This is a genomic window from Pseudomonas chlororaphis (assembly GCA_001023535.1).
GTDB lineage: Bacteria > Pseudomonadota > Gammaproteobacteria > Pseudomonadales > Pseudomonadaceae > Aquipseudomonas > Aquipseudomonas chlororaphis_E.
Window position 1 is genome coordinate 2139339 of sequence record CP011020.1, and the last position, 13335, is coordinate 2152673.

At 61.0% G+C, this 13335-nt stretch carries 13 protein-coding genes and 1 tRNA gene; 5 read left to right on the forward strand and 9 right to left on the reverse strand.

Annotated elements, in window-relative coordinates; genetic code table 11:
* Nucleotides 1–94 precede the first annotated feature (94 nt).
* Nucleotides 95–1747, forward strand: a complete 1653-nt coding sequence (locus VM99_09325) for a RopAA-2 (protein AKK01723.1) — start codon at nucleotides 95–97, stop codon at nucleotides 1745–1747.
* A 162-nt stretch (nucleotides 1748–1909) separates the two neighbouring features.
* Here the strand turns inward: VM99_09325 and VM99_09330 are convergent.
* Nucleotides 1910–1999 (reverse strand) — tRNA-Ser (locus VM99_09330).
* Nucleotides 2000–2306: 307 nt separating this feature from the next.
* On the opposite strand from VM99_09330, the gene VM99_09335 reads away from it, so the two are divergent.
* From VM99_09335 to VM99_09345, 3 genes are all read left to right on the forward strand, one after another.
* Nucleotides 2307–2996, forward strand: coding sequence for an enoyl-CoA hydratase (locus VM99_09335; protein ID AKJ98249.1), 690 nt, complete (start codon nucleotides 2307–2309; stop codon nucleotides 2994–2996).
* 248 nt (nucleotides 2997–3244) lie between these two features.
* Nucleotides 3245–3967: an acyl-phosphate glycerol 3-phosphate acyltransferase gene (locus VM99_09340; protein AKJ98250.1), complete on the forward strand. Its 723-nt coding sequence runs from the start codon at nucleotides 3245–3247 to the stop codon at nucleotides 3965–3967.
* 133 nt (nucleotides 3968–4100) lie between these two features.
* Nucleotides 4101–5072, forward strand: a complete 972-nt coding sequence (locus VM99_09345) for a magnesium transporter (protein ID AKJ98251.1) — start codon at nucleotides 4101–4103, stop codon at nucleotides 5070–5072.
* A gap of 102 nt (nucleotides 5073–5174) precedes the next feature.
* Here the strand turns inward: VM99_09345 and VM99_09350 are convergent, their stop codons facing one another.
* The 3 genes from VM99_09350 to VM99_09360 form a co-directional block, all read right to left on the reverse strand.
* The gene (locus VM99_09350; protein AKJ98252.1) at nucleotides 5175–5906 is read right to left on the reverse strand and encodes an amidotransferase; all 732 of its coding nucleotides are present in this window, start codon (nucleotides 5904–5906) and stop codon (nucleotides 5175–5177) included.
* An 86-nt stretch (nucleotides 5907–5992) separates the two neighbouring features.
* On the reverse strand, nucleotides 5993–8137 hold the full coding sequence (locus tag VM99_09355) for a 3-hydroxyacyl-CoA dehydrogenase (protein AKJ98253.1): 2145 nt from the start codon (nucleotides 8135–8137) through the stop codon (nucleotides 5993–5995).
* A gap of 24 nt (nucleotides 8138–8161) precedes the next feature.
* A complete protein-coding gene (locus VM99_09360; GenBank protein AKJ98254.1) occupies nucleotides 8162–9367 on the reverse strand; it encodes an acetyl-CoA acetyltransferase in 1206 nt (401 codons plus the stop codon).
* 595 nt (nucleotides 9368–9962) lie between these two features.
* On the opposite strand from VM99_09360, the gene VM99_09365 reads away from it, so the two are divergent.
* Complete coding sequence (locus tag VM99_09365; protein ID AKJ98255.1) at nucleotides 9963–10769, forward strand: cytochrome C; 807 nt, start codon at nucleotides 9963–9965, stop codon at nucleotides 10767–10769.
* Between the two features lie 110 nt (nucleotides 10770–10879).
* Here VM99_09365 and VM99_09370 read toward each other — a convergent pair whose 3' ends face one another.
* The 5 genes from VM99_09370 to VM99_09390 form a co-directional block, all read right to left on the reverse strand.
* Nucleotides 10880–11221 carry a superfamily II DNA/RNA helicase, SNF2 family protein gene (locus tag VM99_09370; GenBank protein ID AKJ98256.1) on the reverse strand — a complete coding sequence of 114 codons (342 nt, stop codon included), beginning with the start codon at nucleotides 11219–11221 and terminating at the stop codon, nucleotides 10880–10882.
* Nucleotides 11222–11421: 200 nt separating this feature from the next.
* Complete coding sequence (locus tag VM99_09375; GenBank protein AKJ98257.1) at nucleotides 11422–11658, reverse strand: hypothetical protein; 237 nt, start codon at nucleotides 11656–11658, stop codon at nucleotides 11422–11424.
* 138 nt (nucleotides 11659–11796) lie between these two features.
* Nucleotides 11797–12405, reverse strand: a complete 609-nt coding sequence (locus VM99_09380; protein ID AKJ98258.1) for a hypothetical protein — start codon at nucleotides 12403–12405, stop codon at nucleotides 11797–11799.
* A gap of 48 nt (nucleotides 12406–12453) precedes the next feature.
* Nucleotides 12454–12708: a hypothetical protein gene (locus VM99_09385; protein AKJ98259.1), complete on the reverse strand. Its 255-nt coding sequence runs from the start codon at nucleotides 12706–12708 to the stop codon at nucleotides 12454–12456.
* Nucleotides 12709–12853: 145 nt separating this feature from the next.
* A complete protein-coding gene (locus VM99_09390) occupies nucleotides 12854–13327 on the reverse strand; it encodes a translation initiation factor 2 (protein AKJ98260.1) in 474 nt (157 codons plus the stop codon).
* Nucleotides 13328–13335 lie beyond the last annotated feature (8 nt).

Sequence of the window (13335 nt, forward strand, 5' to 3'; positions counted from 1 at the left end):
GATGTGTCGGGGCGGGGGAATGATGGCGGGTGGGCGCGTAGGCCACCGAAGTCATTTGCATGCTTCTATCTGCCGATCACCAGAGGGTAATGCCATGGATACGATTAATGTGAGTGCAAACCGCGAGATGACGCGTGTACCTGATGAGCTACAGCCCGATGCAGCGCCACAGGTCTCCCACTCTCCCAACCTCGGCCCTACCGGGCTGGCGATGAGTAGCCGGCTTCAAGACCATTTCGAGGCTCACCTGGAGAGAGATGCCGACTCCGGCCACCCCCTTGCCTCGACCGCAAGCCCCCACAACAGGGAGCTGAACGCGATTCGCGATGACCGTGCCCAACGGTTAGAGGCGAAGGGCTATAACGTCCATGACATGGAGAAGGTGGAAAAAAACGCGGCCAGAGCCGACAGACTGTTTGCATCAATAAAGTCGGGGATGGGGGGGACGCCCTTTGCAGCGCTTACCGAGGCAGGTAATTTCAGTCCGTCCATCCTTCAGGTAGGGGGCCAGCATGCCAATACCGTACGCCAAGCGGCGATAGAGAACGCTATGTCATGCTTGTATGCCGGTATGGCTGATGCTGCCGGCAACAAGATGATTGCAGGCCTCAAGCCGGGTTACTACCTTAAGCCCGATAGCCAAGCACTGCACCCGGCGCTTCAAGCGTCAGTGGCGCAAAAGCTGCTGGCATTGGACAAAGGCCCATTGCGCAACGCCTTCGACGAAGCCAATAAGTGGCTTGTCGGGTTTGCCGTCCGTAATACCGCGATGTACGCATCGACGCTGGCCATGACGGCTGCCGGCCGAGAGGAGCTGGATGCCATCCTGCAGCCCGCCCTACGCCCCGTCACGGCTATCCTCGTGGGCATCGCAATTGAGCATTACGCTGTGAGCCGCGATCGCACGAACCACTTGGCCGAGCCAGCAATGCTCTATGGTCGTCGAGATGCTGTACCGCAGGGGCAGCCTCATAAGCCTCTTGATCAAGAGACCGAATGGCTGGATGACTTCGAGACTTTAAAGGATCTCGATGCCACTGCCCTGGTCAAGATGGTCTCCGCGCGGCTTGGTGAAGGCTCGGCTACAGCTCTGAATGCGATCATCAGCGGCGATGCCCTGAAAGAGATCCTGGACCCGGTCAGTGTCCTGGGAAATGGCCTCCTGACTGGGGGATTTTCTGCGATGGGCGCGGCTACAACCGCCACGGCCAACTTGGCCAAATCCAGGCAACTAGGGGCAATGGCCGCTACCGCTGCCTCGGAGGGGGTAAAAAACGTATTGGGTACACTGGCTTTCGGGCTGTGGGCAGCCGGCGCCTCGCTAGGTGGCTCACTACCGAAAAAAGCCACCGAGGCTGTCGATGCCCATGTACCCAAAGCAGTAGAAGGGAGCGCAGATGCCGTGGGCAGAGTGGCCGTCAAAGGCGGTGAGCTTGCACTCAAGACATCGCTCAGCGGCGCCAAGTTTGCCAAAGAGGTCGCTGTTTCAGGGGCCAGCCACACCAAAAGTGCAGTTCAAGCGGCAGGGGATGGCGTCATCAGCGCCGCTGGCGTCATTGGCTCCACCTCCCAATCGGCCTGGGACAAAAGCATTGGAGCGCTGAGGCAACGCACGGTGGCCTCCTCCCAAGGCCCAGCCGTTCAAGGTCAGAACATACCCCTGCAGCCGCTCACCGCTGCGCAGACCCCAGCAACGTCCTCAGCGCCCACACGCCCCGCCGCCCAGGATGATGGAGACATTGTGTAAGGCCCGCTGGCGTCTTTAGTTCCGAGGGGAAAGCACGGATATGGACCGCCTCGGCTTGGCGCGAACAGGGTCGTTTGGTTCATATCCGCTTTTTTCCAAACACCAAAAACCACGAACCCCTGACTTTCTCTAGGAAAATCAGGGGTTTGTGTTTTCAGAATGTGGCGGTGAAGGAGAGATTCGAACTCTCGATACAGTTTCCTGTATACACACTTTCCAGGCGTGCTCCTTAAGCCACTCGGACACTTCACCGTATCTCGGCAAACTGTTCAGTCTGTCGAGGCGCGCTAATGTAGTCGAAAGGCTTTCCGATGGCAAAGGTTTTTTTCAGAATTTTCATGCGGTTAAGGTGTTCGGGCATTTCAAACGCGTCGGAACATGGCAAACCGGCCAATCTCCGGGTGTGCGTGGGGACGAGGCCAGGGATGAAGGTAAGGCCGGATGGGCAGGCCAGACGGTTTGTCGATGTCAGGGCTGACCGGTGAGTCAGTCACGGCGCTTTACCTGGCATGCGGCGGTGGGTAACGTCTGCCTCACTTCTCTTACAAGGAATAGCGTGATGAGCGACCTGATTGGCTACCATCTCGAAGACGGTATCGCGACCCTGACCTTGAACAACGGCAAGGTGAATGCCATCTCGCCCGATGTGATTGTCGCGCTCAACGCTGCGCTGGACCAGGCGACGGCGGATCGGGCGGTGGTGATCATCACCGGGCAACCGGGGATCCTGTCCGGTGGCTATGACCTGAAGGTCATGACGGCCGGCCCTCAGCAAGCGGTGAGCCTGGTCACGGCCGGCTCGACGCTGGCCCGTCGCCTGTTGTCGCACCCCTTCCCTGTCGTCGTCGCGTGCCCGGGGCATGCCGTGGCCAAGGGCGCGTTCCTGCTGCTGTCGGCGGACTACCGCATTGGCGTGGACGGACCGTTCAGCATCGGCCTGAATGAAGTGCAGATCGGCATGACCATGCACCACGCCGGTATCGAGCTGGCCCGTGACCGCTTGCGCAAGTCGGCCTTTCACCGCTCGGTGATCAACGCCGAGATGTTCAACCCGCAGGACGCAGTGGGTGCGGGCTTCCTCGACAAGGTGGTGTCGGCGCAGGAACTGCAAGAAGCCGCGCTGGAGGCGGCGCGTCAGTTGAAGAAACTCAACATGACCGCCCACAAGAACACCAAGTTGAAGGTGCGCAAGGCGCTGTTGGAGACACTGGACAGTGCGATCCTGCAGGATCAGGAACACTTGGGTTAACCCCTTCCACCAGCCAACATGGCTGGATCAACCCCGTGGCGAAGGATCATGCGCCTTCGCCACGGTCCTCTGTCGACTTTTCCCACCTGCCCTGTTTAAAAATCAGCGACCGGCTTAGCCTGTTTCCGCCATGCCTTCGGGGAGCGTTCCCCGTGAACGTCGTCCATCTCCTACCTCTATAGGGACAATTGCCGAAAACAGTGCACAACCGTACACTGCGCCCACTTTTGTCGCAACAGGGCCTGTAGATGCTGTTTGTACTGCGTATGTTGTTGATGGGACTGCATTTTGTCCTGGCAGGTGTGCTGGGGTTGATCCTTGGTATCTGCCGGCCGTTCAACCCGGACAACAGCCGTCTGTGCGCCCGGCTGTACGCGCTGCCGGCGATGTGGATCCTGCGCCTGCGGGTCAGGGCCGACGTCACCTCGTTGATGGATAAACCCCCGAGCTGCGTGATCATCGCCAATCATCAATCCAACTATGACCTGTTCGTGTTCGGCAACGTGGTGCCGTACCGTACCGTGTGCATTGGCAAGAAGAGCCTGAAGTGGGTGCCGCTGTTCGGGCAGTTGTTCTGGTTGGCCGGCAACGTGTTGATCGACCGTGGCAATGCCATCAGGGCACGCCGGGCGATGCTGACCACCACCCATACGCTGCAACATGAGGACACCTCGATCTGGGTGTTCCCGGAAGGCACACGCAACCTCGGGGCCGACCTGCTGCCGTTCAAGAAAGGCGCCTTTCAGATGGCCATCGCGGCCGGGGTGCCGATTATCCCGGTGTGCGTGAGCAACTACGTCAAGCACATGCACCTCAATCGCTGGCGCAGCGGTGATATTTTCATACGCTCATTACCGGCAATTCCTACAGCCGGGCTGAGCATGGATGACATGCCCCAGCTCATCGCCCAGTGCCGTGAACAGATGCGCGAGTGCATCGCCTCGCTGGACCGGCAAGCGCAAACCGCTTGAGTGCAAACCCGCCTGATGGCGGGTTTTCTTTTGCCCGCGGAAACTCGGCAGATTTTGCTGACTCTCAAATGACAGCGCACGCTAAGCTGGACGTTGCGTGCCACTGCCATTTTCCAAGAAGTGAACCATCACCATGGGTAGAGTCGTTGCTGCTGCGGTATACAGCGCCGGTAAGAAAGTCACCAATATCACCCTCGACGAAGGCAGCGCCTGGGCTGCGAAACCTGGCCATTTTGTCTGGATCGGTCTGGAAGAACCCAGCGCCCAGGAGCTGAACAACTTGCAACGCCAGTTCAACCTGCACGAACTGGCCATTGAAGATGCGATGGAAAAGCACAGCCGCCCCAAGCTGGAAACCTTCGGCGATGCCCTGTTCATCGTGACCTATTCGCCGATTCGCAAGGACGGCAAGTTGCAGTTCATCGAGACGCATATCTTTGCCGGCAAGGGCTACATCATCACCGCCCGCAACGGCCACTCGGCATCCTACGCCCACGTCCGACAACGCTGTGAGGCGCGTCCACTTCTGCTGGAGCACGGGGAAGATTTCGTGCTCTACGCCATCCTCGATTTCGTGATTGAAAACTACCAGCCGATGGGCGAAGCCATTCATGCCGAGATCGATGAACTGGAGCACCACGTGCTGTGCAGCGCCTTGAACGAGCGGGACATCCAGAATCTGCACAGCCTGCGCCGTGACGTGTTGCGCCTGCGTCGTTATGCGGCGCCGATGGTGGAGATCAGCGAAGAGTTGCAGAAGCTCAACTTCCCGTTCATCGACAAGAACATGCGCCCATACTTCCGCGACGTGCAGATTCACGTCACGCGGCAGATGGAGGACCTGACGACCCTGGCGGACATCGCCAGCCAGACCATCGAAGTCGGTGTACTGCTCGAGGCCTCACGCCAGAGCGTGGTCCAGCGCAAGTTCGCGGCGTGGGCGGCGATCCTGGCGTTTCCGACGGCGGTGGCCGGGATCTACGGGATGAATTTCCAGGACATGCCGGAGTTGAGCTGGCACTACGGCTACTTCACGGTGCTGGGGGTGATTACCATTGGGTGCACGGCATTGTGGGCCAGCTTCAAGCGCTCGGGTTGGCTGTAGCGGTTCAGCCCGCGGCGCGGGGATTGGGCCGACCTCTTCGCGAGCAGGCTCACTGCCACAGTGACTGGGGGTCACTGTGGCACTTGGGTCAGCCCAATGGCATCAACCCTGGGTCGCGGCCTCGGGCTTGTGGGCAACGAAGCGCATCATCCACTCCGCCACGGTCGTGCCATGGTGCTCCTGGTCGAGGCTGGCCACGCCCTGGCTGTAGACCTGCTCGCCCAGGTGCTGCTGCCGAAGCTCCAGCAAGGCGCGGGAGTAATCGTGGATGAATTCCGGATGCCCCTGGAAGCACAGCACCTGGTCGTTGATGTGGTAGGCGGCGTACGGGCAGAAATCGCTCGAAGCGATCACCGTGGCGTTTTCGGGCAATTCGGTGACCTGGTCCTGGTGGCTGATCAGCAGCGTCAGTTCTTCTTTCACCGGGCTCATCCACGGCGCCTTGGCGGCGAGTTTGTAGCGATGGGTGCCGACACCCCAGCCCTGGGTGGCGCGCTCGGTCTTGCCGCCCAGCAGCAAGGCCAGCAATTGATGACCAAAGCACACGCCGAGCAGCTTGTCGCCCCGCTGGTAGCGGTCCAGCAGGTAGGTCTTGAGGGTTTGAATCCAAGGGTCGGTGCCAAAGGAGTCGGCCTTGCTGCCGGTCACCAAATAAGCGTCGAACTGTTCGCTATCGTCGGGGTAATGCCCCTCCATCACGTTGTACACGATAAATTGCGCCGCGATGGGCTGCTGTGAAAACAGCCGCTGGAACATCTGCCCGTACCCCTGATATTGGTCGACCAGTTCCGGACGCAGGATATCGGTTTCCAGAATGCAGATGCGTAACGACATAAAAAATACCTGACACGTGATGGGAATATTGCACACCCCAGAGCCTGCCCTGAAACACGGTCCCAAGGCAAGCCCCTCACGGCGTCTCAGAACAGTTCCTGGCGAGCGGCTTTTTCCAACAGCAAGGCCGGCGGCGAGAAGCGTTCACCGTACTGCTCGGCGAGGTATTGGGCGCGAGCGACGAAATCCGGCAAGCCGTACTGATTGATGAACTGCAAGGCGCCACCGGTCCAGGCCGCAAAGCCGATGCCGAAGATCGAGCCGACGTTGGCATCGGCGGTCGACGTGAGCACACCTTCCTCCACGCAACGCACGGTTTCCAAGGCTTGGATAAACAGCAGGCGATCGCGGACATCCTGCGGTGAAATCTGCCCGTCGGCTTGCTCGAAGCGGCTCTTGAGACCCGGCCAGAGATGCTTCGACCCGGTGGTCGGGTAATCATAGAAACCACCGCCCGCGGCCTTGCCCGGTCGCTTGTATTCGTTGAGCAGTACGTCGATCACGGCGAAGGCCGGGTGTTCGCTCGGTGCTGTCCCTTCGGCCTGCAGGTCCTTGGCGGTTTGCACGCGGATATGGTTCATCAGGCTGAGGGACACTTCGTCAGCGATCGCCAGGGGACCGACCGGCATTCCGGCCTTGCGCGCCTCGGTCTCGATCATCGGCGCGCTCACACCTTCGCCGAGCATGGCGATGCCCTCGCTGGTATAGGTGCCGAACACCCGGGAGGTAAAGAAGCCGCGGCTGTCGTTGACCACTATCGGCGTCTTGTTGATCTGCAGGACAAAGTCGAAGGCCCGCGCCAAGGTTTCATCGCCGGTGCGTGCCCCCTTGATGATCTCCACCAGGGGCATTTTCTCCACCGGGCTGAAGAAATGCAGGCCGATGAACCGGCTCGGGTCAGGCACCGCCGTGGCCAGGCCGGTGATGGGCAAGGTCGAGGTGTTGGAAGCGATCACCGCCTCAGGCCCCGCCACGGCCTGGGCGGCCGCCGACACCTGAGCCTTCAAGGCGCGGTCCTCGAACACCGCCTCGATGATCAGGTCGCAACCGGCCAGGTCCGCGTCGCTGCCGGTGGCATGGATCCGCGCCAGCGTGGCGTCGCGCTGCTCGACAGTGAGCTGGCCGCGGGCGATCTTCTTGTCCAGCAGCGCCGCCGAACGGGCCTTGCCCTTTTGCGCTGCGGCCAGGTCGACATCCTTGAGCACCACGTCGATACCGGCCACGGCGCTGACGTAGGCAATGCCGGCGCCCATCATGCCGGCCCCCAGGACGCCAACTTTCTTCGTCAGAGACTGCGCAAAACCGTGTGGGCGAGAGCCGCCAGCCTTGATCTCGTTGAGCTGGAACCAGAAGGTCCCGATCAGGTTCTTGGCCACCTGGCCGGTGACCAATTCAGTGAAATAGCGGGTTTCGATCAGGTGAGCGGTGTTGAAATCCACCTGAGCGCCTTCCACGGCCGCGCAGAGTATCTTCTCCGGCGCGGGCAGGCAGCCTTGGGTCTTGTTGCGCAGGATCGAAGGCATGATCGCCAGCATCTGCGCCATTTTTGGCTCGGTCGACGTGCCACCTGGGATCCGGTAGCCCTTCACGTCCCATGGCTGGGCCACGCCGGGGTTGGCCAGGATCCAGGCCCGGGCCTTGGCCAACAGCTCGTCACGGTCTGCCGCCAGCGCGTCGATCAATCCTGCCTGCAACGCCTGTTGCGGGCGAACCTTCTTGCCTTCCAGCAGATACGGCAACGCCTGCTCCAGGCCGAGCAGGCGGACCATGCGCACCACCCCGCCGCCGCCCGGCAACAGGCCGAGGGTGACTTCCGGCAGGCCGATCTGCACCGACGGATGATCCAGCGCCACCCGATGATGGCAAGCCAGGCAGATCTCCCAACCACCCCCCAGCGCCGCGCCGTTGATCGCCGCCACTACCGGTTTGCCGAGGGTTTCCAGGGTGCGCAATTGCGCCTTGAGATCCAGGACGCTGGCGTAGAACGCCTGGGCCTCGGGCTTGCCGACCTTGACCAGCTCGTTGAGGTCGCCGCCAGCAAAAAAGGTCTTCTTGGCCGAGGTGATGATCACACCGGCGATTGACGCCTTCTCGGCGATCAGACGGGACAGGCAGGCCGCCATGGCCTCCCGGTACGCCGCATTCATGGTGTTGGCGCTCTGGCCCGGCAGGTCGAGGGTCAGGACGACGATCCGGTCGGCGCCGGTTTCGTAACGGATGGCATCGGTCATGAAAAGTGTTCCTTGAAGTCGGGCTCAGAGGCGTTCGATGACGGTGGCAATGCCCATCCCGCCGCCGACACACAGGGTCGCCAGGCCATAACGCAGGCGCCGTGCCTCCAATTCATCGAGCAAGGTGCCGAGGATCGCGCACCCGGTGGCGCCCAACGGATGCCCCAAGGCAATGGAGCCGCCATTGACGTTGACCTTGGCGGGGTCAATGGCCATGTCCTTGATGAACTTGAGCACCACCGAGGCGAAGGCTTCGTTGACTTCGAACAGGTCGATGTCCTCCACCCGCAACCCGGCCTTGACCAAGGCCTTGCGAGTGGCCGGGGCCGGGCCGGTGAGCATGATGGTCGGGTCGGTGCTGGTGACGGCCGTGGCGACGATGCGCGCCCGCGGTTGCAGGCCCATTGCCCGCCCCTTGGCTTCGGAGCCGATCAACATCGCCGCCGCACCGTCGACGATGCCGGAACTGTTGCCCGGCGTGTGCACATGGTGGATGCGCTCGACATGGCTGTAGACCCGCAGCGCGGTGCCGTCGAACCCCATCTGGCCCATGGCTTCGAAACTCGGCTTGAGCTGGCCCAGGCCTTCGAGCGTGGAGTCGGCACGAATGAATTCATCATGGTCCAGCAGCACAATGCCATTCTGGTCCCGTACCGCCACCAGGGACTTATCGAACGCTCCCTCAGCCCGGGCTCGCGCCGCCTTTTGCTGGGAATGCAGCGCATAGGCATCGACTGCCTCGCGGCTGAAACCTTCGAGCGTGGCGATCAGGTCGGCGCCAATCCCCTGGGGAATGAAATGACCGTGCAGGTTGGATTGCGGGTCCAATGCCCACGCGCCGCCATCGCTGCCCATGGGCACCCGGGACATCGATTCGACGCCGCCCGCCACCACCAGGTCCTCGAACCCGGAGCGCACCTTCATGGCCGCCAGGTTCACCGCTTCCAGGCCGGAGGCGCAGAACCGGTTGAGCTGTACACCCGCAACGCTGACATCCCAGTCGGCCACCAGCGCGGCGGTCTTGGCGATGTCGGCGCCCTGTTCGCCCACCGGCGTCACGCATCCGAGCACGATGTCGTCGACCTGGCTGGTGTCCAGGTCCATGCGTTGCTGCAAGGCGCCGAGCAAGCCGCCCATCAGGTTCACCGGCTTGACGCTGTGCAAGGCACCGTCGGCCTTGCCCTTGCCACGGGGCGTGCGCACGGCATCGAAAATCAAAGCTTGGGTCATGACGTCCTCGGGGCGTAATGCGAGGTCTTCACCATAAGCCCAACGGCGTCGGATTCAATGACCGCAGCGCTCAATGACGTTGACGGCCACGCTCAGACGAACGGTAGTGAGCTATCGGGTTAACCGTTTCAGGAGAGCGAGCTGTCTAGCCAAAGGGCCTTCAAGAAGGTGGCAATAGGCCTCATGCCGTTTTAATAGAAAAAATACAGCCATTGATACGAATTGGATCTAAGCCAAGCCGGCTGCGGCCCCTAATGTAATCCTTGTACAAGAAAGTCGTCGGGTTTTGCCGAGGCACTTGTCAAACAGGAAGTGCAACGCCAGCCGTCATGGAGATGCAGGCTGGCCTCAGGAAATAACAATAAAGGCGGGTCAGCCATGTTCAAACATTCGAAAGTTCGTCAAGCCGGGCTCATTCTCTTTGCCACGACGCTGCTGTTGATCTTGCCGAACATCACCAAGGTGATCGGCTGAGTCGTACGCGCGCCGCCTGCATCCAGACATCTGCATCACCAAAAAAGTAGCGGGGCTCGTTGTTCGGGTCGGGGTGGCTGTGCCAATCTTTGCGCTCCCCTCGACACGGAAGGCGACCCCCTTGAAAGCTCTCCTCATGATCGGGGCGCTGCTGCTCAGCTCGCCCTTGTATGCCGCGCAGTTGGTGCTGGACCTCGGCGCGAATGCGCGCACCTGGCAAACCGAGGCCTTGCTCAAGCACCCCGAAGCCCGGACGATCCAGATCGCTGAGGACGTTTCCTACAAGAAGCCAATGACATATCGCGCCGTGCCGCTGGCGGCGCTGTTGACGGGGGTGCAGCCAAGCGATCATCTGCAGGCCGTTGCCCTGGATGGCTTCGCGGCAGAAATGCCCGCCGCGCCGCTGCTCGAACGCCACGGTGCGCGAGCCTGGCTCGCGATCGAAGACCCGGCCAGCCCATGGCCGCCGCTGAGTGAAGGCAAGTCCAGCGCCGGACCTTTCTACCTGGTCTGGACGGATCCCCAGGCGGGCCCCATCAGCCCCGAGCAATGGCCCTACGCGGTCGCCACCATCAAGCGCTTGCCGGCGGTGGCCGAACGCTTCCCTGCCCTGCTGCCGGCCGCCAGCCTGGCGAAGGACGACCCGGTCAACAAAGGTTTCGAACTGTTCCAGAAGCATTGCCTGGCGTGCCATCGACTCAACGGCGCAGGCGACGCGCAATTCGGGCCGGACCTGAACATCCCCTTCAATCCGACCGAGTACTTCTCCGGCGATTTTCTCAAGCACTACATCCGTGACCCGCAAGGCCTGCGCCGCTGGCCCCAGGGCAAGATGCCGGGGTTTTCGGCGGCGGTGCTGCCAGATTCGGAACTGGACCTGCTGGTGGGCTACCTCAAGCACATGGCGGGGCGCAAGCAACCCCAATGACCCTGGCGCGGGCGGGCCGTGCTCGACAGCGGTTGCGGGGCCAGCCCGGGCCACACATGAAAACGGCCGACCCCAAGGTCAGCCGTTGTTCGGGTTACGCAGGTAGGCAATCAGCCCTGCAGGCGTCGGATCTCCTGCTTGACTCCCCACCCCTCGATGACGCCGCCCAAGGGTTCCACGACGGCCTCGAAATCTTGCTCGAAGTCTCCAATGTCATCGTAGGTCGCGTACATCACCCGGCTCAATTCCAACGACCATGCCCCGTCGTCCCGGGCACTGACCTGCGCGTTCAACGACTCGCCCCGAAATTGACCTGCCGCCCTGCGCGCCCGCTCCTCGTCCGGGAAAATGGCGTAGAACTCGATGGGATGGAATCGGGAAAAATCGAAACCGCCTTCTTTCATGCGGCGCAACACGTGGGTGCTGATGTCTTCTTGATAGGCTGTGCTCATGAAACGTCCTCCTAACAGATGGATAGACTTTCCGTCTTCCCGTGCGTGCCACCCGGAGGTTGCAGGCGATACGGCATCAAATTGCCGTCGGGACACAAGCATGTAGCTGACAAGACCGGACCTTGGCGATCCTTTCGCTGATCTCAATTGCAGAGTAGCTTCAAGTGATGGCCACTGCCAAGCGAGGCCAGCCAACGATTTCATGAAATCGATTTAATGCTGATGATTTCAATACTGTGCTGGGACTTGAGATTCTTGACCGTCGGGTCCTCGGTGCGCCCTTCCAGATCGTTGAGGTCCAGCTTTGCGGGCACCGGCAGCAGCTTTTCGCGAATCAATTGCGCCGCCTGTTCCATCGTGGGCTCCTGTTCATAGTCGAACTGCTCGGCGATGGCTTCGCCATGATCATCCACGAAAGTGATTTCCCACTTTTGCATCGGTATCTCCTTGATCAATTCAGGGCCGGGATTACCTTTATCTCGACATTGAGGGCTGAACAATCGTTCCACCAGGCCGGTGGACGGCACACATGAAAAGACCGCCACGTGGGCGGTCTCGCGAGGCTCACGCGGCGATTATTTTTCGGCGCGGTCCCTCAGGGCTTTCAAGGTGTTGAACGGCGCATCCACCACGAACTTGTTCGCCAGCCAGGACGGTACATCGCCTCCTGGTTCGGTGTGGACCTGATAGGTCACCTCGATCTGGTCGGCGCCCTTGGGCGCGAACTTCCAATAGCCGTCGACCTGGGTGACGCGCACGAAACCCTTTTCTTCCGGCAGGTAGGTCGGCACGCCCTTGAGCTTGCGGGTCAGGCTGCCATCGGCGCCTTCTTCGGTGGTGACTTCCAACACCGAGTCCCGGGAGGTCACCGGCCATGGCGTGTTGAACTGGGTGTAGGTCCAGCTCTGATTGCCTTCGTGCTTGAGCAGCTTCTGGCTCTTGCATTCATGAATCCACGCACAGGCACCCGGCACGTCTTCCTGCAGGGCGCGCAGCTTGGCCATGGTGGTTTTCATCACGGTCACGCCGCGATAGGCCTTGTACTTGGAGCCGGCCACTTCGCTGAGCGAAACCTTGATGCCGTCCTGCTCCTTGGCGACCTGCCAGTCTTCCGCCTGAGCGGTTGCGGTTGCCATCAACACGGTCAACCCACACAACATGGCCATACGATGCAGCGAACCCATGGTTTTTTTCCTTATTGTTCGTTCATTTGAATTGCGCACAGTGCCCCATTACGCCGCCGTGACTTGCTCCCACCAGTCGATCAGGCGGATGGCTTCTTCACGGCTGCTGCCGCACACCTCGATGTCTGCCTGGAACCCCGAGCACACGGCCGGACGCTGCGGCTGACCGAAAATCAGGCACAGATTATCGACCGACAACTGCACGCAACGTTCTCCCGCCGGCTTGCCGTCGGGCATGCCAGGGATCGGTGAACTGATGGAAGGGGCGATGCAGCAGGCGCCACAGCCTTCACGGCATTTCATGCGACGACATCCTCACGGCGGTAATGGTTGGTAACAAACACAGAGTAACGGCTAAAACACCTGTTTTAAATTACTGGCTGCGTGTTTTTTTGACCACGGCACGCATGACCGATCGGTCAGCGACGAACTGCATGATGGCACCGGTTTATTGCTTGAATTCGAAGTCCAGTGCCGCGCCCTCCAATTCACTGCGCTCGGGGTTGCGCAGGGGCAGTTGCATCTCGTTGCTCAGCAAACGGCCATTGAGTTGGAAGGGACCGGGCTTCTGGCCGAACATGGACGGCAACAGCGGCTCATGCTTGGGCGTCACCACCTTGCCCGGCGGCTGCAACGCCTCGACCATGTCGTGGGGCAGGCTCAAGTCCAGCTTCGCGGGGGGCAACGGGGTCTTGGCGACCTCACGGGCGGATTTGCTCTTGGACGCGATGGGCGCGCGTTTTTTCTTCGTCGCGGCGGGTTTCTTCACCGGGGCTTTCTTGGCCACGACGGGTTTCTTCGAGGCATCGCGGGTGGCGCTGGCGGCCGGTTTATCCTGCGCCGAAGCCGCCATGACACCTCCCGCCTGAAACGCGGTGAGCAGGCCGATCAAAACCCAGGCAGCAGGAGCAATGGCTTTCATAACACACA